We start from the raw sequence: 18249 nt of genomic DNA, 5'->3' as shown, positions 1-18249 counted from the left end.
CACATGAGAACACTGGTGGTGGCGGGCAACGGGCCCGTCGGGCACCGGCTCGTGCAGGCGCTGCGCGAGAAGGACGTGACCGGGCAGTGGCGGGTGGTGGTGTTCGCCGAGGAGGCCCGGCCCGCGTACGACCGCGTGGCCCTGACGTCCTACGTGGACACCTGGAACCCGCTCGACCTGCAGCTCGACGGCGCCACGTTCGACGGCGACGACCTGGTGGACCTGCACCTCGGCGATCCGGTGACGGCGATCGACCGGGCCGGGAAGAAGGTCACGACCCGCGGCGGTGCGGTGGTGGGCTACGACGCGCTCGTGCTCGCCACCGGGTCCTACCCGTTCGTGCCGCCGGTGCCCGGGCACGACCTGCCCGGCTGCCACGTGTACCGGACGATCGAGGACCTGGACGCGATCCGCTCCTCCGTCCGTGCCGCCGCCGAGAAGCCCGCGCGTGGGCGTCGTGCCGCGCTCGTGGTCGGCGGCGGGCTGCTCGGCCTGGAGGCCGCGAAGGCGTTGCGGGACATGGGACTCTCCCCGCACGTCGTGGAGCTGGCGCCGCGGCTGATGCCACTCCAGGTCGACGACGGCGGCGGCGGGCTGCTGCGCATGCTGATCGAGCGGCTCGACGTGACCGTGCACCCCGGCACCGGCACCCAGTCCATCGAGGAGGACCGGGGCCGCCTGCTCGCGAAGCTCGGCAACGGCACCGAACTGGACGTGGACCTCGTCGTGTTCTCCGCCGGGGTCCGGCCCCGCGACGAGCTGGCGCGCACGGCCGGGCTCGCCGTCGGTGAGCGGGGTGGTGTCGCCGTCGGCCGCGACTGCGTCACCAGCGACCCGGACATCTACGCCGTCGGCGAGTGCGCGTGCGTCGACGGCACCGTGTACGGGCTCGTCGCGCCGGGCAACGCGATGGCGGACGTGGTGGCCGACCGGCTCCTCGGCGGCGACGCCGTGTTCGAGAGCGGCGACACGTCGACCAAGCTGAAGCTGATGGGCGTGGACGTCGCGAGCTTCGGCGACGCGCACGCCCGCACCGAGGGCGCCCTGGAGGTCGTGTTCAACGACGCGGTCGCGGGCACCTACAAGAAGCTCGTGGTCTCCGACGACGCGAAGACGCTGCTCGGCGGCGTGCTCGTCGGCGACGCGGCGCAGTACCCGCTGCTGCGCCCGCTCGTCGGCCGCGACCTGCCGGGCGACCCCGCCGCCATGATCGCGCCCGCGGGCGGGGCGGCCGTCGGGATCGGCGCGCTGCCGGACGAGGCGCAGGTCTGTTCGTGCAACGCGGTGACGAAGGGCGCGATCAACGGCGCGATCGCCGGCGGCTGCGCCGACGTGCCGGGGCTCAAGTCGTGCACCAAGGCGGGCACGACGTGCGGGTCGTGCGTGCCGATGCTCAAGCAGCTGCTGGCCGCGGCCGGTGTCGAGCAGTCCAACGCGCTGTGCGAGCACTTCCCGCAGAAGCGCGCCGACCTGTTCGAGATCCTGCGGTCCACCGGCATCCACTCGTTCACCGAGCTGATCTCCCGCTACGGCACCGGGCGCGGCTGCGACGTCTGCAAGCCGGCGGTCGCGTCCATGCTCGCCTCGCTGGGCAACGGGCACGTGCTCGACGGCGAGCAGGCCGCGCTGCAGGACACCAACGACCACTTCCTCGCGAACATGCAGCGCAACGGCACCTACTCGGTCGTGCCGCGCATCCCCGGCGGCGAGATCACCCCGGAGAAGCTGATGGTGATCGCGCAGGTGGCGCAGGACTTCGGGCTCTACACCAAGATCACCGGCGGGCAGCGGATCGATCTGTTCGGCGCGACCGTCGACCAGCTGCCCGCGATCTGGCGGCGGCTCGTCGACGCCGGGTTCGAGTCCGGGCACGCGTACGGCAAGGCGCTGCGCACGGTGAAGTCGTGCGTCGGCGACACCTGGTGCCGCTACGGCGTCCAGGACTCGGTGCGGCTCGCGATCGACCTGGAGCTGCGGTACCGCGGCCTGCGGGCACCGCACAAGATCAAGGCGGCGGTGTCCGGTTGCGCCCGCGAGTGCGCGGAGGCGCGGTCGAAGGACTTCGGCGTGATCGCCACCGAGCACGGCTGGAACCTCTACGTCGGCGGCAACGGCGGTTTCACGCCCCGGCACGCGGAGCTGTTCGTCTCCGACGTGTCCACCGAGGAGCTGTACCGCTACGTCGACCGGTTCCTGATGTTCTACGTGCGCACGGCCGACCGGCTGCAGCGCACGGCCGCGTGGATCGAGGCCATGGACGGCGGGATCGAGCACCTGCGGGAGGTGATCGTGGACGACAAACTCGGCATCTGCGAGGACCTGGACGCGGCGATGGCCAAGCACGTCGAGTCCTACGCGGACGAATGGGCGGGGGTGCTGGACGACCCGGCGAAGCTCGCGCGGTTCACGTCGTTCGTGAACGCGCCGGGCACCCCGGACCCGACGATCTCGTTCCGGGAGGAACGCGGCCAGCCGGTGCCGCTCGGCCTGCCGGTGGTGGCGCGATGACGACGACACAGGCGTGGACGAAGGTCTGCGGGCTGGCCGACCTCATCCCCGACCGCGGGGTGGCGGCCCTGCTGGACGGTGGCGAGCAGGTGGCGATCTTCCTGACGTCGGAGGGCGCGGTGCACGCGCTGTCCAACGTGGACCCGTTCAGCGGGGCGGCGGTGCTGTCGCGCGGGCTCGTCGGCGACCTCGGCGGCGTGCCGGTGGTGGCGTCGCCGATGCACAAGCAGCACTTCGACCTGCGCACCGGCGCGTGCGTGGACGACCCGGCCGTGTCGGTCGCGGTGTACCCGGTGCGGGTCGAGGACGACGACATCCTGGTCGGCCTGCCGTGACCGCCCCGCTGGCCGGCTACACGGTGGGCGTCACCGCCGCCCGCCGCGCCGACGAGCTCGGTGCGCTGCTGGCACGGCGCGGTGCCACCGTCCAGTTCGGACCGGCGATCCGGATCATCCCGCTGGCCGACGACGAGGACCTGCTGCGGCAGACACAGGCCGTGATCGACGCGGCCCCGGACGTCGTGGTCGCGACCACCGGGATCGGGTTCCGCGGGTGGGTGGAGGCCGCCGAGGGCTGGGGACTCGGCGACGCGCTGCTCGCCGCGCTGGGCAAGGCGACGGTGCTGACGCGGGGTCCCAAGGCCAAGGGCGCCGTGCGGGCGGCGGGTCTGGTCGAGGCGTGGGCGCCCGCGTCGGAGGGCAGTGCCGAGTTGCTGGACTACCTGCTGGCCCAGGGGGTGTCGGGGAAGCGGATCGCGGTGCAGCTGCACGGCGAACCGCTGCGGGACTTCATCGACGCGTTGACGGCCGCGGGTGCGTCGGTGCTCGAGGTGCCGGTGTACCGGTGGACCGGCCCCGCCGACCCGGCGCCGCTGTCGCGGCTGCTGGACGCGCTGGTCGCGGGGCAGGTGGACGCGCTGACGTTCACGAGCGCCCCGGCGGCGGCGAGCGTGCTGCGGACGGCGGCGGAGGAGGACCGGCTGGAGCGGGTGCTGGACGCGCTGCGGTACCGGGTGCTGGTGGTGTGCGTGGGGCCGATCACGGCGAGCCCGCTCGCCAGGGTCGGGGTGCCGGTGATCCAGCCGTCGCGGGCGCGGATCGGGGCGCTGGTGCGGGAGCTGGAGGTGGCGCTGCCCGCGCGCGCGACGCGCGTGAAGGTGGGGCGCTGCCAGCTGGAGGTGCGGGGGCAGGCGGTGCTGGTGGACGACGAGCTGCGGCCGGTGCCGCCCGCGCCGATGGCGGTGCTGCGGGCGCTGGCGGAGGACCCGGGGAGGGTGTTGTCGCGGCGGGTGCTGGCCGGGGTGCTGCGGAAACACTCGGGGCGGGAGGACACTGTGGACGTTCACGCGGTGGAGACCGCGGTCGGCAGGCTGCGCGCCGCCCTGGGCGCGCCGAACCTGGTGACGACGGTCGTGAAGCGCGGGTACCGGCTGGCGGTGGACCCGGCGTGACGGCCGGCGAGCGGATGGACGTGAGGAAGGGGTCCTTCGCTGTGGTGGTCGGTCCATTGCTCGCGGTGGCGGTGGTGAAGGGCCCCTTCCTCACCGGTGGCGTGGTCAGCACGCGCGGCTCTTCACGTGGCCCGGTGGTGGGCTCCCCGGCGGTCCCGGGACAGCGGGTGGGCGCGGACGGGCCGGGGTCCGGTCTGCGCGCGGACGCGACGGGGTTGGCCTCCGGCCCCCGGTTGCCAGCGTACGGCAGGGGGCCGACAGTTCCCGGCCCTCGGCGCCGCGCCTGTGGACAGGTGGCTCCCCTGTGGACAACCCCATGACGGGGCACCGGGATTGTCGGTCCTCCGGGCTAGGCCGGCAATCGGGGGCCGGCGGCGTCACCTGCGTGCTCGTCGCGCACGGGACGCGTGACCCCGCCGGGGCCACCGTCGTCCACGAGCTGGCCGACCTGGTCCGCCGGCACGTGCCCGACGTGCGGGTCGCGTTCGCCGACGTTCGGCAGCCCGACGTCACCACCGTCCTCCGCGGGTGTCCCGGTCCGGCGGTCGTCGTGCCCGCGTTCCTCTCCGCCGGGTACCACGTGCGGGTCGACATCCCGGAGCAGGTCGCCGCCGCGGGCGCCCCCGCCGTGATCACCCCGCACCTCGGGCTCGACCTCGTGTCCGTCGCGCGGCAGCGGCTCCGCGCGGCCGGGTGGGTACCCGGGCAGCCGGTGGTGCTCGCCGCGTCCGGGTCGTCCGACCCGCGGTCCCGGGCCGAGGTGTACGACGCCGCGTGGCGACTCGGGGCGCGGGCCGGGTTCGTCGCGACCTCGACACCCTCGCTCGCCGACGTCCTCGAGCCCGGCGCGGCCGTCGCCAGCTGGTTCCTCGCGCCCGGGCTGTTCCACCGGCGGGCCGTCGCCGCGGGCGCGGCGGTGACCGCGGCGCCGCTCGGCGCGCACCCGGCGGTCGCCGAGTTGATCATCCGGCGGTACCGGCACGCAACGATTCGTGAACGTTGGGTTTCGTCCCCAGGTACAGGACTTGGATATCGGGTGTCGTAGCCCCCATGATGTAGGCGGCCGGACGAGTCCCGGCCACCCCCATCGCTTCGCACCCTCTTGGAGTCCTGTCCGTGGGCTTGTTCGGCAACCGCAAAAAGGCCGGTGACGTCCGCCGCATCCTCGACGACCCCTCCGGCCCCCTGCCCGCGGGCTACACGCCGGGCACGGCCGTCCCGGGGACCGTCGCCGTCTACTTCGCTGACGATCCGCGGAAGGTCTACCAGCTGAAACAGTGGCTGCCGGTGTTCGAACGGCTCGACCGCGAGCACCCGGTCACGATCATCACGCGCAACCGGAAGACTTACGAGGAGCTGGACACCCCGCTGCGCACGGTCCTCGCGCCCGCGTTCCCCGACCTCGTGCAGCTCTACGAGACCAGCGACTTCAAGGTCGCCGTCTACGTGAACAACTCCGTGCACAACTTCCACTCGCTCATGCAGCGGCACATGCTGCACGTGCACGTGAACCACGGCGAGAGCGACAAGGTCTGCATGGTCTCCAACCAGGTCAAGGCCTACGACCGCGTCTTCATCGCCGGTGAGGCGGCCCGGCGGCGGCACCGCGCGGCGCTCATGGAGTTCGACGAGTCGAAGCTCGTGCCCGTCGGCCGCCCCCAGCTCGACCTGCGCCCTGCGCCCGTGCTGCCGCCCAGTACACAGAGGACGGTGCTCTACGCGCCGACCTGGGAGGGCGAGAACGCCTCCAACAACTACACGTCCGTCGACGTGTTCGGCCCGGCGATCGTCGAGAAGGTGCTCGCCGTGCCGGGGGTCCGGCTGGTCTACAAGCCGCACCCGAGGGTCGCGGTCAGCCCCATCCCGGACGTCGCGGCCGCGCACCGGGAGATCGTCCGCCGCGTCTCGCGGGCCGGCGGCGAGCACCTCGTGCAGGAGCAGGGCGACATCCTCGCCGTGTTCCCCGGCTGCGACCTGATGATCACCGACGTGTCGTCGGTCGGGCTGGACTTCCTCTACCTGCGCCAGCACCAGCCGATGTTCATCGCCGACCGGTACGACGACCGGGAGAAGCTGCACACCGACGCGCCCATCAGCCGCTGCGCCGACGTGGTCGACTCGGCCACCATCGGCAACCTCACCGAGACCGTGGCGCGGCGCCTGGAGCACGACGAGTACCGCGAGGCCCGCGCCGCCGTGCGCGAGCTGTACTTCGGCGACCTCGCGCCGGGGGAGAGCACGACCCGGTTCCTCGCCGCCATCGACGACGCGGTCCGCACCCGCGACGCCAACCTTTCCGCGATGACCAGCATGGAGGTGCCCGCATGAACGTCGTGATCCTGGCCGCTGGCATGGGCACCCGGCTCGGCATGCCCCACCCGAAGCCGCTGACACCGCTCGCGGACGGCCGCAGCATCCTGCGCCAGCAGTTGGACAACCTGTCCGCCGGGCTCACCGACCCGCAGGTGACGATCGTCGTCGGGTTCCACGCCGAGGAGATCATGCGGGCCGCGCCGGACGCCCGGTTCGTCTACAACGACCGCTACGAGCACACCAACACGTCGAAGAGCCTGCTCAGGGCGCTGCGGCTGTGCCCACCGGGCGGCGTGCTGTGGCTCAACGGCGACGTCGTGTTCGACCCGAAGCTGCTCGCGCCGGTCGCGGCGGCGATCGAGGCGGACCGCAGCTTCGTGTGTGTCAACACGGAAGCATGCGGTGAAGAAGAGGTGAAGTACACCGCTTCGGTCGACGGACTCATCCAGGAGCTGTCAAAATCGGTAGTCGGCGGCTTCGGTGAGGCCGTCGGCATCAACTACATCGCGTCGGCCGACCGGGCGACGCTGGTCGAGCACCTGGAGGGCTGCACCGACACCGACTACTTCGAACGCGGCATCGAGTCCGCGATCGAGACGGCCGGCATGCCGGTGCTGGCGTTGGACATCTCCGAGTTCTTCGTGGTGGAGGTGGACTTCGCCGGGGACCTCGAACGTGCCAACGTGGAGGTGGGCAAGACCGTCACCTCGGCGGCCTGAGGCGGGAGTCAGGCGCGCCGATGACGGCGCGCTATGGACGGCAGACTCTTCGGTCCCGGGCCGGTGCTCCTGGGACATCGCGGTTTGGGCCGGGGCACGGTCGACGGCATACGCGAGAACACGCTCGAGTCGTTCCTCGCGGCCGCGGCACTCGGCATCGACTGGGTGGAGGTGGACGTCCGGCGCACGTCGGACGACCGCCTGGTCGTGGCACACAACCCGGCGAACGCCGACGGGGTGTTCTACGCCGACATCACGGGCAGCGAAGCCACCGACGACGGCGCCCTGGACCTGCACGAACTGCTGGCGGCACTGCCGGGCGGGGTCGGCATCGACTTCGACGTGAAGACGTCGATGGAGGACGCCACCCGCGACCGCGCCGGGACGACCATGGCGCAGCTCGCGCGCGTGGCCCGGCGCGAGGCCCGGCGGCGGCCGACGCTGATCAGCTCGTTCGACGCGGGTGCGCTCGACATCGCCAAGGAGGTGGCGCCCGGGGTGCCGCGCGCGCTGCTGACGTGGGTCGAGTTCCCGATCGGCCAGGCCGTGGCCATGGCCGGGCACCTGGACGTGCAGGTCCTGGCGCCGCACTGGGGCTCGCTGCGCCCGAACGACCGGGAGCCGATGGAGCTGCAGCGGCCGCTCGAGTACGTGGTCGACGTGGTGCACACCAGCGGCCGGGAGTTCCTCGCGTGGTGTCCGACGGTGCGGTTCGCGCAGCAGCTCCTGTACGCCGGGGTGGACGCGCTGTGCGTCAACAACGTCCCGAAGGCGATCGCCGCGCTGCGAGGTGAGCTGGCGTCGGTCTGACCCTGGTGCCTTGGGCCCGGACGACGTGGCCGGTTGTCCTGAACGCGCCGTGCACGGCACTGTCCGGGCGCTGCGCGTTCTGGGCTGAACGTGCCCAGCGTCTGTGCGGCACGGGCACGCTCGCGCGAGCGTCCAGCAAGATCGACAGTGGCCTCCGGCCCCCCGAGATCCAGCCTACCGGCGACCACCGGCAGTTCCGGCGACCGACGGCCGACTTGTACACAGGTCGGGCCTCGTCAGCGGGTGACCACCTCACCGGAGACCACCGTCGGCGCGTTGCGCCGGTGGGCGCGCCCCAGCCGTCGACATCAGCCGGTGCGCGAGCACGTCCACCGGCTCGGCGGACCGCTTGCCGTCGACGACGAACGCCGTGCCGTATCGGCGGCGCAGCGACCGGACGCGCCAGTGCGGGCGGGCGGGGAAGAGCGCCTCGCCCTGCCTGCTCATGATCCGCACGACCGGGCCCGTGGCCGTGTCGACGCCGTCGACCGCGTGCCACGGCAGGAACACGCTCTCCGGACGGCGGCCGAGACCGGTGCGGATCCACACGCCGGTGTGGTCGGCGGCGAGCTGCGGACCGAGCAGGCCCCGGTACTCGCGCACGATGAGCACGGTGAAGTACAGCTGGAGCGCGAGCAGCGGCACGACCACGAGGAACAGCGGCGTCCCGAGGAACACGGACACCGCGATCAGGGCGCCGACCAGCGCGACCAGCAGCACCGCCGACGTCAGCACCAGGGCGTACAGGGCGGTCGTGCCGCGCTTGGTGCGCACCACCACCGGGGCGTGACCAGGCACTTCCGCGACGAACGACACCATCGGACCCCTCCTCCGGACGCCAGGTTGTGACGCCGGAGGAGGGGGCCGAGTTCCTCAGAACCCCGCGGTGATCCGCGTGAAGTCCCAGTTGTTCTGGGAGATCCCACTGCAGTTGCTCACCACGCCGCCACCGGGACATGGCCGGTCGCGGTTGACGGACCAGAACGCGAGCCTCCCCAAGCCCCGCGCCTTCGCCCAGTCACGGATCGAGGTCCAGGTGGCGACCGACGTCATCTCCTGCTGGTCGGACAGGCCGTTCATGCCGGAGATGCCCATGTGGCTGTACGCCTGGGCGTCCGTCCAGCCGAACGCGGACTTGAGCTTGTTCTTCAAGCCCTCCGCCGCGTTGATGGTGTCGGTGCCGATGTTCGCCGAGCCGAAGTCGAACGGCATGATCGTGAAGATGTCGATGCCGGCGTTGATGGCCGCCGCGCGCTCGATCAGCTGGTTGCCGTAGTAGTTCGGACCGGTGGTCGTCGTGCCGAAGGTGACGATCGTCTGGATGCCGGGGTTGTTCTGCTTGACGATCTTCAGCGCGTCGAGGATGCGGTTGCGGACGGTGTCGTTCTCGAACTCGTCGGTGTTCTCGATGTCGATGTCGATCGCCTTGAGCCCGTAGGCGTTGATCACCTGCTGGTAGGCGCCGGCGAGCGCCGACGCGGACGAGCAGTTCGGGCCGAGCTTGTTGCCGCTCCACCCGCCGAACGACGGCACGATGTCCCCGCCCGCGGCGCGGATCGCGTTGATCGCCTGCTGGTCGACGCCGCCGGTCAGCGGCCGGTTGCCGTCCCACGCCGGCGTACAACCGCCGCCGGAGAGCACGAACGCCATCGTGAACCACTTGACGCCGGTCGCCGACATGACCGTGGCGGGTGCGGGCGGGTCGCCCCAGCCCATGTACAGGTAGGGCGCGCCGCGGCCACCCGTCGGCTGCGTGCAGCCGGTGGTCGTCGCGGAGACGGGACCGCTCTTCGCCGACTCGCCCACGCTGTTGTAGGCGGCGACCGTGTAGGTGTGCGAGGTGCAGGTGCCGAGGCCGCTGATGGTGGCCGACGTGCCGGTCACCGTGGCGCGCACGGTCGTGCCCTCGTAGACGCGGTAGCCGGTCACGGTGCCGGTCGAGCCACCCCACGACAGCGAGATCGAGGAGTTGGTGGTCCCGGTGACCGACGGCGTGCCCGGGGTCGACGGGGTGCCGGGGTTGCCACCGCCGCCGTCGCACGGGTCGCCGTTGAACCGGCAGTTCGAGATGCCCGGGAAGTTGCCGGGGCTGCCGTTGAAGCCGAAGCTGGTGGTCGCGCCCGCGGCGAGGGTCGGTGCCCAGGACGGGTTGCGGAACACGTGGTGCTGCCCGCTCGCGGTGTGCACCGCGTCCCAGACGCTCGGGATCGAGTAGCCGCTCGGGACGTCGAACTCGATGGTCCAGCCGTTGATCGCGGCGCTGGACGAGTTCTTGACGGTGACCTTCCCTTCGAAACCGGTGCCCCAGTCGGACACCTTGGTGAACGTGGCCGTCAGCCCGGGCGCCGCGGCCGCGGGCGCCGCCGTGACCAGGCCGAGCAGCAGGGTGGCCGCGGCCACACCCGTGAGCCATCTTCGCATCGTGGACTCCTTCGCGCAGGAACGAAGAGCACCCCGTGGATCTCCCGGACCCCAGTTTGGTCTAGACCACCATGCCACGGCAAGGTCTGGACCAATACAGCGGGACAAACCGGACTTCTCACGGCGTGCGCAGTGGCTTGCCGGGGCCGCGAACCGCGTGCGACCGTGAGGTCGTGGAGCCCACCATCTCGCGGAGCACCGTTCTGGCCGCCGACCCCGAGGTCGTGTGGGCGATCGTCACGGACCTGCCCAACATGGGTGAACTGAGCCCGGAGAACGTGGGCGGGCAGTGGGTCGGCGGCGCGACCGGGCCGTCGGTCGGCGCCCGGTTCCGCGGCGTGAACCGCGGCCCGGGCAGGGAGTGGCGGACCAACGTGCGGATCGTGGCATGCGAGCCGCCGCGCTGGTTCCTCTTCGACGTCCGCTCGCCCATCGGGATCCGGGTGTCCCGGTGGGCGTACGAGATCACGCCGACCGCGGACGGCTGCGTGCTGACCGAGCACTGGTACCGCGTCGGCAACAAGTTCGTCCAGCGCTACCTCGGCCCGATCGTGACCGGCAAGGCCGACCGGCCCGGTTTCAACGCCTACTCGATCGAGCAGACACTCGCGGCGGTGGCGCGGAAGGTCGCACGCGTAGCCTGAGGCGCATGTCCATCACGGTCCTGGTACGACGCCCCGGCCCCCGCCTCGCGGACGGGCTGATCTCCCACATCGAGCGGCAGCCCGTCGACACCGCGCTCGCGCTGCGGCAGTGGGAGTCCTATGTGGAGGCGCTGGTCGCGGCGGGCTGGCGGGTGGTCGAGGTCGCGCCGGCCGACGACTGCCCGGACGCGGTGTTCGTCGAGGACCCCGTTGTGGTGTACGGGAAGACGGCCGTCCTCGCGCGGTCCGGGGCGCCCGAGCGGCAGCCGGAGACCGAGGGGCTCGCCGCGGCGCTCGACGGGTACGACATCCGGCGGATCGAGGCGCCCGGCACGCTCGACGGCGGGGACGTGCTCAAGATCGGGTCGACCGTCTACGTGGGGCACAGCGACCGGACCAACGCCGAGGGCATCCGGCAGCTCGCCGCGCACCTGCCCGGCGCGACCGTCGTGCCGGTGCCCGTCACCAAGGTCCTGCACCTGAAGTCCGCCGTGACCGCGCTGCCCGACGGCACCGTGATCGGCTACCCGCCGCTGGTCGACGACCCGTCCGTGTTCCCCCGGTTCCTGCCCGTGCCGGAGGAGGGCGGTTCGCACGTCGTGCTGCTCGGCGGCAACCGGGTGCTGATGGCGGCGAGCGCACCGGAGTCGGCCGAGCTGTTCCGCGGCATGGGCCTGGCGCCGGTGATCGTCGACATCAGCGAGTTCGAGAAGCTCGAGGGCTGCGTCACGTGCCTGTCCGTGCGGCTGCGTGACACCGCAGCGCGGCCCTGACGCACGCCGCCGGGTCACCTTCGTGGTAGATCCGCTCCGACGCCTCGATCCCGTCGAGGAACTCCTGGTACCGGACCGCGAAGTACAGCCGGGCGAGCGGCGCCCCGACCACCAGCGCACGTGCCGGGTCGCTGCCCGGGCACGCGGCACGCCACGCCGACACCCAGGCCGCGTGCGCGGCCGGGGTCCGTGACCGGTCGCTGAACTCGGTGACCCGGAGCCCGTCCAGCACCGGCGTGCCCACGTGCGCGTCGGCGAAGTCGAGCACCGTGGGCGGGCCGCCGTCGGTGCGCCAGTTCCCGGAGTGGAAGTCGCCGTGCACGACGGTCGTCGGCAGGCCGCACTCGGCCAGCTCCGCCCAGCCCGGCAGCAGCGCGCGGGCGGCGGCGACCTCGCCGGCGGTCAGGCCGAGGTCGCGGTCGAGCAGGGCGTCGACGTCGCCGGGGTAGTCGCGGCGCGGCAGCCAGGCAGGCGGTGCCAGCGCGGCCTGCGCTGCGACGTACCGGTGGATGCCCGCCGCGAGCACGTCCTCCGGCGCGTGCCAGCAGTCCTCGCCAGGCAGGTGCGTGAGCAGCAGCTTCCCCTCGCCCGCCGCCAGCACCGCAGGCACCAGCGCCGGGTCGACGGTCGCGAACGCGCCCATCACCCGCGCCTCGTCGGCGGCGAACGCAGGCAGCGCCTTCAGCCAGACCGGGCCGTGGTCGGTCGGCAGCCGGAACAGCGCCGCGAGGTTCCACGTCTTGCGCTGGGTCACGGGGCCGGTCACCGCGATCCCGAGCCCGGCGAGCGCGTCGTGGGCCCACGCGAGCAGGTCCCGCAGCCCGTCGACGGTCGCGAAGTGCGCACGCAGCGGGTCGTCCCCGTCCAGGTCCGCCGGGGGGAGTGACCGGGTCGTGCCCGCCGCCTCCACGTGGTAGGTCACGTGCCCGCCGCGCGGCACCTCGCCGCCCTCGACCCGCATGAGCCGCACCACGTACGCGGGCGCCCCCAGCGCCTCGGTCAGGTGCGCGGTCACCGCCGCCACCTCGGCCCACCACGGCGCGTCCACAGTGAACGGTCCGGTCACGCCGACGGGCGCGCCGCCGGACGTGACCACGGCTGTGACGGATTTCCCCACGGCAGGGAAGTGTCCTCGCGGAAATCAGCGGCCGCGACCGAGTTTCCGGTTCTAGATTGGCACCCGTGAGCACACCACGAATGGAGACCGTCTGCGTCGGCGCCGGGCGCGGGCCCGACCGGCCGGGCACGCCGCTGAACGTGCCGCCGGTGTTCGCGTCGAGCTTCCGCAGCGGCGGCGAGCACGAGTACGCGCGCAACGAGGGCACCCCGACCTGGGAGGCCCTCGAGCAGGTCGTCGGGCAGCTGGAGGGCGGCGCGGCGACCGCGTACGCGTCGGGCATGGGCGCCGCGGCGGCCATCGTGGACCTGCTGCCGCCCCGGTCCCGCGTGGTCGTGCCCGCCGACTCCTACACCGCGGTCCGCCACCTCGTCGCGGCCCGCGGCCACACCGTCGACCTGCGGGACATCACCGACACCGACGCCACGCTCGCCGCCGTCGAGGGCGCGGCGCTGCTGTGGCTGGAGTCGCCGACCAACCCGCTGATGGACGTGGCCGACCTGCCCGCGCTGTGCGCGGGCGCGCGGGCGGCGGGCGTCCCGGTCGCGGTCGACAACACCTTCGCCACCCCGCTGCTGCAGAACCCCCTCGCGCTGGGCGCGGACATCGTGATGCACAGCGGCTCCAAGTACATCGGCGGCCACGCCGACCTGCTGATCGGCCTGACCGTCGCCGCCGACCCCGACCTGGCCGCACGGCTGCGCGCCAACCGCGTGCTGGCGGGCGCCACGCCGGGCGGGATGGAGGCGTTCCTCGCCGTGCGCGGCGTGCGGACCATGGCCCTGCGGGTGCGGCACGCGCAGGAGTCGGCCGGGGTGCTGGCGGAACGGCTGGCGCAGCACCCGGCCGTGACCCGCGTCCGGTACCCGGGCCTGCCGTCCGACCCCGGGCACAAGCGGGCGGCCGCGCAGATGTCCGGGTTCGGCGCCATGCTGTCGTTCGAGGTCGCGGGCGGTGCGGCCGGGGCCGACGCGGTGTGCGCGGCCCTGCGGGTGGTCAACGCGGCGACCAGTCTCGGCGGCGTGGAGTCGACCGTCGAGCGGCGCGCGAAGCTCGCAGGCCAGGAGCACGTGCCGCCGTCGCTGCTGCGGCTGTCCGTCGGCTGCGAGCACGTCGAGGACCTGTGGGCGGATCTCGATGCGGCACTCGGCGGCTGACCGGACCCGCCTCGTCGTCATCCTGTTCGACGGGGCGTCGCTCGGCATCATGTCCTTCGCGTTCGGCGTGTTCGACCTGGCCGTGCACTACGGCGCCATGCCGGAGCTGGACGTGCGGGTGGTGGCGGGCGAGCCGGGCGCGGTGATGGGCGGCGGCGGGCTCGCCACCCCGCTGCCGTACGACCTCGCCGCGGTCGCGGCCGCGGACCTGGTCATCGTGCCGAACTGGCGGTCGCCGGACCGGCGGCCGCCGGAACCGGTGCTGGAGGCGCTGCGGCACGCCCACGCACGGGGCGGCCGGATCGCCGGCCTGTGCAGCGGCGCGTTCGTGCTCGCCGAGGCCGGGCTGCTCGACGACCGGCCCGCCACCACGCACTGGGCGATGGCCCCGCTGCTCGCCGAACGGTTCCCGAAGGTCAAGGTGCGGGAGTCCGTGCTGTTCGTCGACGACGGCGACATCCTCACCGCGGGCGGCGGCGCGGCGGGCATGGACCTCGGCCTGCACCTGATCCGCGTGCTGCGCGGCGCCGAGGTGGCGAACCGGCTGGCCCGCGCCATGGTGGTGCCGCCGCACCGGTCCGGCGGGCAGGCGCAGTACATCGAGTCGCCGGTGCCGGACCCGGACGTGTCGGACCCGGTCGGGTCGGCCATGGACTGGGCGCTGGGCAGGCTCGACCAGGTGCTGCCGGTCGACGAGCTGGCGCGGCGGGCGAACATGAGCAGGCGCAACTTCGACCGCCGCTTCCGCGAGATCACCGGCGCGGCCCCGGCCACCTGGCTCACCCACCAGCGGGTGATCCACGCGCAGCGGCTGCTCGAGTCGACCGGCCTGCCGGTGGACGTCGTGGCCAGGCAGTGCGGGTTCTCGTCGGCCGCGGCGCTGCGCCCGCACTTCCGGCGCGTCGTCGGCGTCGCGCCCGCCGCGTACCGGGAGACGTTCGGCCGAAATCCGACGTAGGTTGGCGCGATCGCCGCTCACCCCCGGCGCGCGTGCCGCGCCAGGCTCCGGGCATGAGCGATTTCCGTCCGTCCCGCAGGGCTCTGTTCGGCATCGGCGCGTCGACCGCGGCACTGGCGGCGATCGGCACCACCGGGACCGCCGCGGCGGCGCCCCGTCCGTCCGACGCCCGGCTCGCCGCGTCGCTGGGGTTGCGCAGCGGGCACGCGGCCGGGCTGCACTACGTCACGGGCGGCCGCGGCGAGCCGCTGGTGCTGCTGCCCGGCTGGCCGCAGACCTGGTGGGAGTTCCACAAGATCCTCCCGGCGCTGGCCCGGCGGTACCGGGTGATCGCCGTCGACCTGCCCCGCGACACCGCCGGGGACAAGAAGTCGATGGCGGCGGCCGTGCACGGGCTCGTCACGGCGCTCGGCCTGTCGTCGGTGCACGTGGCGGGCCACGACATCGGCGCGATGGTCGCGTTCGCGTACGCCGCGAACCACCGCGCCGCCACGAAGACGGTCACGATCATCGACGTGCCGCACCCGGACGAGAGCCTGTACCAGATCCCGCTGCTCATGCCGCCCGGCACCGTCTACCCGTGGTGGTTCGCGTTCAACCAGGTGCGGGAGCTGCCGGAGCAGTTGCTGGCGGGCCGGGCCCGGTACCTCGTCGACCACCTGTGTTCGCTGCTGCTCGTCGACCGGACCGCCATCGGCGACCGGGACCGCGCGATCTACGCGGCGGCGTACGACACCCCGTCCGCGATCCGTGCCGGGAACGCCTGGTACCAGGGCTTCCACCAGGACATCGAGGACCAGAAGGCCTACGGCACGATCACCGCGCCGATGCTGGGGATCGCGTCGCTGGCGAGCCCGTACCTGGCGCAGGCGCTGACCGCGCGGGGCAGCGACGTGCGGGTGGTGGACGTCCCGACGTCCGGCCACTTCGTCCCGGAGGAGGCCCCGGACGCCGTCGTCGGCGCGCTCACCGACCTGATCGGCTGACCCGGCACCCCGGTGGTCATGCCGGGTCCCATTGCCGGGCCCGCTCGTCGAGGGTGGGTGCGTGGCCCGGCAGGGCGGTGGTGACCGGGGGGACGCGCAGGCCGTCGAGGATGATCGTCAGGTAGCGCTGGCGGAGTTCGCGGTCGCGGGCGGGGTCGCCGACGCTGACCGCGGCCAGCTGGCCGAACAACGCGCCGAGGTCGCCGACGTCCAGGTCGGCGCGGAGCACGCCGGCCTTCCGCGTCCGGTCGACGAGCTGCTCGTTCAGCTCCCCGGACCGGCGGGCCATCTCGTACAGCTCCGGCGACGGGGTGAACGTGCCGGCGAGCGCGTTGGTGATCGAGTGGGTGTCGGCGGCGACGATCTCCCGCATGAAGGTCGCGAACGCCTCCCACGGGTCACCGTCGTCGGCGACCGCCTTCGCCACGATCGAGGTGTAGAGCGCGAGGCCGTCCGCGCACAGCTTGCGGAGCAGGTCCTCCTTGCTGGGGTAGCGCCGGTACAGGGCGCTGATCCCGACGCCGGCCCGCTCGGCGACCGCGGCGATCGGCGCCGTCGGGTCGGCGACGAACACCTCGCGCGCGGCCTCGACGATCAGCCCGTCGTTGCGGGCGGCCTGCGCCTTGCGGCCGCTGAGCGGAGCCGGCATCGGAATCCTCCTCGTGACGTGCGGTCAGGTTAGTGCGCGGCGGCCTTGGCCTTGCGCGGCAGCAGGAACCCGAGGCCGAAGGTGACGACGGTCAGCCCGATCGCGACGAGCGTGACGACCTTGGCGGCGTCCACGAACGCCGGGGCCGCGGGCACGTCGACGTTCGAGAAGAACACGGTGCCCAGCACCGCGATCCCCAGCGACGCGCCGAGCTGCTGCACCGAGGTCAGGATCCCCGAGGCCGAGCCGACCTCGTCGTCGGCCAGGTCGCCGACGATGATGTCGAACAGCGGCACGAAGATCATGCCCATGCCGGCGCCGAACACCGCGAGCGGCGCGATCGGCGGGCCGTCGACCGACAGCGCGAAGTACAGCCACGTCAGGCCCGCGGTCATGAGCCCGAGCCCGAGGTGCAGCACGCGCCTGCCGAGCCCGGCCAGCACGCTCGCGCCGACCGCGGAGCCGACGAACGCGCCGACCGCCCACGGCGCCATGGTCAGGCTGGCCTTCAGCGGCGAGTAGCCAAGACCCAGTTGCAGAAAGAGACCGACGGCGAGCGAGAAGCCGGTGATCACACCGAAGAACGAGACGACGAACGCCACCCCCGAGCTGTAGGACCGCTTGGCGAACACGGACAGCCGCACGAGCACCGGGCCGTCACCGCGCTGCGTCGCCGCGAACACCGCGAGCACCAGCACCGAGGCGGCCAGCATGCCGAACGACCAGACCGGCCAGCCCAGCTCGTGGCCCTGCGTCAGCGGGTAGACCAGCAGGAACATCCCGGCCGCCGCCAGCAGCGCACCACGCACGTCGAGCCGCTGCCCCCGCGCGGCCGGCGCGCTGTCCGGCAGCACCCGGGCCCCGACGACCAGCGCGAACGCCCCGAGCGGGAGGTTGATCGCGAAGACCATCCGCCAGCCGGTGCCGAACAGGTCCGCGTCCACCAGCAGCCCCGCGATCACCGGCCCGAGCACGGTCGCGAGCCCGATCACCGGCCCCAGCAGCGCGAACGCCTTGCCGACCTCGGCGCCGAACAACTCGCGGATGAGCCCGAACGACTGCGGCACCATCACCGCGCCGAACCCGCCCTGCAGCACGCGGGCGACCAGCAACGTCTCCGGCGAGAACGCCACCGCGCACAACAACGAGGCGGCGAGGAACCCGACCACGCCGACGATCATCATCCGCTTCCGGCCGTACATGTCGCCCAGCCGCCCGCCCACGAGCAGCCCGACGGCCATGGCGAGCGTGTACCCCGCGGCGATCCACTGCAGGGTCGCGGTCGAGCCGCCGAGGTCCGCCTGGATGGCGGGCGCCGCGATGGTGCCGACCGTGGAGTCGAGCAGGTTGAGCAGGTCGGCGCCGAGGATCGCGAACAGGCCCAGCCAGCGCCGCGGGTGCGCGGCGGGTGCGACCCGGAGGGGCGCGTCGAGGGTGGCGGTCACGTGGACTCCTTTGGAACGGAATGCTTGGTTCCGTGCAACAGTAGCAGAACGGAATGCTTCATTCCAATAGGAAGTTCGAGGGAGGCCCGGGATGCCGGTGGTTGAGGCTCTCGGGCCGGGCCGGGTCGGGCCGGGTCGGGTCGGGTCGGGTTGGGTTGGGTTGGACCGGGCTGGGTCGGGTTGGACCGGGCTGGGCTGGGTTGGGTCGGGTTGGGCCGGACCGAGCCCGGGTTGGACCGGGCTGGGTTGGGTTGGGCCGGGCCGGGTTCGGCTGGGCCGGTTTGGGCTGGGCCGGGCTG

General features: G+C 73.0%; 17 protein-coding genes. 12 read left to right on the top strand and 5 right to left on the bottom strand.

Annotated features, from left to right (window positions below; genetic code table 11):
• The first annotated feature begins 3 nt into the window (after positions 1 to 3).
• The 7 genes from nirB to ACYQ77_RS38960 all read left to right on the top strand — a co-directional run bounded on the left by nirB (position 4) and on the right by ACYQ77_RS38960 (position 7800).
• Positions 4 to 2508, top strand: coding sequence for a nitrite reductase large subunit NirB (gene nirB / locus ACYQ77_RS38990; RefSeq protein ID WP_459721296.1), 2505 nt, complete (start codon positions 4 to 6; stop codon positions 2506 to 2508).
• Positions 2505 to 2843: a nitrite reductase small subunit NirD gene (gene nirD / locus ACYQ77_RS38985; protein WP_459721293.1), complete on the top strand. Its 339-nt coding sequence runs from the start codon at positions 2505 to 2507 to the stop codon at positions 2841 to 2843. The genes nirB and nirD overlap by 4 nt, the downstream gene beginning before the upstream one ends.
• Positions 2840 to 3958, top strand: a complete 1119-nt coding sequence (locus ACYQ77_RS38980; protein WP_459721291.1) for a uroporphyrinogen-III synthase — start codon at positions 2840 to 2842, stop codon at positions 3956 to 3958. The genes nirD and ACYQ77_RS38980 overlap by 4 nt, the downstream gene beginning before the upstream one ends.
• 385 nt (positions 3959 to 4343) lie before the next feature.
• A complete protein-coding gene (locus ACYQ77_RS38975; protein ID WP_459721288.1) occupies positions 4344 to 5003 on the top strand; it encodes a sirohydrochlorin chelatase in 660 nt (219 codons plus the stop codon).
• 71 nt (positions 5004 to 5074) lie between these two features.
• Positions 5075 to 6286: a CDP-glycerol glycerophosphotransferase family protein gene (locus ACYQ77_RS38970; protein WP_459721285.1), complete on the top strand. Its 1212-nt coding sequence runs from the start codon at positions 5075 to 5077 to the stop codon at positions 6284 to 6286.
• Positions 6283 to 6990 carry a phosphocholine cytidylyltransferase family protein gene (locus ACYQ77_RS38965; RefSeq protein ID WP_459721283.1) on the top strand — a complete coding sequence of 236 codons (708 nt, stop codon included), beginning with the start codon at positions 6283 to 6285 and terminating at the stop codon, positions 6988 to 6990. Before ACYQ77_RS38970 ends, ACYQ77_RS38965 begins: the two co-directional genes overlap by 4 nt.
• A gap of 33 nt (positions 6991 to 7023) precedes the next feature.
• Positions 7024 to 7800, top strand: a complete 777-nt coding sequence (locus ACYQ77_RS38960) for a glycerophosphodiester phosphodiesterase (protein ID WP_459721280.1) — start codon at positions 7024 to 7026, stop codon at positions 7798 to 7800.
• 252 nt (positions 7801 to 8052) lie between these two features.
• On the opposite strand, the gene ACYQ77_RS38955 is transcribed toward ACYQ77_RS38960, so the two are convergent.
• Complete coding sequence (locus ACYQ77_RS38955; protein WP_459721277.1) at positions 8053 to 8619, bottom strand: hypothetical protein; 567 nt, start codon at positions 8617 to 8619, stop codon at positions 8053 to 8055.
• Positions 8620 to 8673: 54 nt separating this feature from the next.
• On the bottom strand, positions 8674 to 10221 hold the full coding sequence (locus ACYQ77_RS38950) for a cellulose binding domain-containing protein (protein ID WP_459721274.1): 1548 nt from the start codon (positions 10219 to 10221) through the stop codon (positions 8674 to 8676).
• A gap of 173 nt (positions 10222 to 10394) precedes the next feature.
• Between ACYQ77_RS38950 and ACYQ77_RS38945 the strand changes: the two genes are divergently transcribed.
• Both ACYQ77_RS38945 and ddaH read left to right on the top strand, forming a co-directional pair.
• Positions 10395 to 10865, top strand: a complete 471-nt coding sequence (locus ACYQ77_RS38945; RefSeq protein WP_459721271.1) for an SRPBCC family protein — start codon at positions 10395 to 10397, stop codon at positions 10863 to 10865.
• 5 nt (positions 10866 to 10870) lie between these two features.
• Entirely contained in the window at positions 10871 to 11638 is a 768-nt protein-coding gene (gene ddaH, locus ACYQ77_RS38940; protein ID WP_459721268.1) for a dimethylargininase, read from the top strand.
• Here the strand turns inward: ddaH and ACYQ77_RS38935 are convergent.
• Positions 11592 to 12755 (bottom strand): aminoglycoside phosphotransferase family protein, encoded by a 1164-nt coding sequence (locus ACYQ77_RS38935; RefSeq protein ID WP_459721266.1) that lies wholly within the window; start codon positions 12753 to 12755, stop codon positions 11592 to 11594. The genes ddaH and ACYQ77_RS38935 overlap by 47 nt on opposite strands.
• Positions 12756 to 12835: 80 nt before the next feature.
• On the opposite strand from ACYQ77_RS38935, the gene ACYQ77_RS38930 reads away from it, so the two are divergent.
• Genes ACYQ77_RS38930 through ACYQ77_RS38920 form a run of 3 tightly spaced genes read left to right on the top strand, consistent with a single transcriptional unit; the run spans position 12836 to position 15856 of the window.
• Entirely contained in the window at positions 12836 to 13912 is a 1077-nt protein-coding gene (locus tag ACYQ77_RS38930) for a trans-sulfuration enzyme family protein (protein ID WP_459721671.1), read from the top strand.
• A complete protein-coding gene (locus ACYQ77_RS38925; protein ID WP_459721263.1) occupies positions 13893 to 14870 on the top strand; it encodes a GlxA family transcriptional regulator in 978 nt (325 codons plus the stop codon). Before ACYQ77_RS38930 ends, ACYQ77_RS38925 begins: the two co-directional genes overlap by 20 nt.
• A 53-nt stretch (positions 14871 to 14923) precedes the next feature.
• Positions 14924 to 15856 (top strand): alpha/beta fold hydrolase, encoded by a 933-nt coding sequence (locus ACYQ77_RS38920; protein ID WP_459721260.1) that lies wholly within the window; start codon positions 14924 to 14926, stop codon positions 15854 to 15856.
• A 16-nt stretch (positions 15857 to 15872) separates the two neighbouring features.
• On the opposite strand, the gene ACYQ77_RS38915 is transcribed toward ACYQ77_RS38920, so the two are convergent.
• Both ACYQ77_RS38915 and ACYQ77_RS38910 read right to left on the bottom strand, forming a co-directional pair.
• Positions 15873 to 16505: a TetR/AcrR family transcriptional regulator gene (locus tag ACYQ77_RS38915; RefSeq protein WP_459721257.1), complete on the bottom strand. Its 633-nt coding sequence runs from the start codon at positions 16503 to 16505 to the stop codon at positions 15873 to 15875.
• Between the two features lie 29 nt (positions 16506 to 16534).
• The gene (locus ACYQ77_RS38910; protein ID WP_459721254.1) at positions 16535 to 17950 is read right to left on the bottom strand and encodes an MFS transporter; all 1416 of its coding nucleotides are present in this window, start codon (positions 17948 to 17950) and stop codon (positions 16535 to 16537) included.
• Between the last annotated feature and the right edge of the window lie 299 nt (positions 17951 to 18249).

The organism is Actinophytocola sp. KF-1, assembly GCF_054661535.1.
This window is presented reverse-complemented; position numbering and strand designations above follow the sequence as displayed.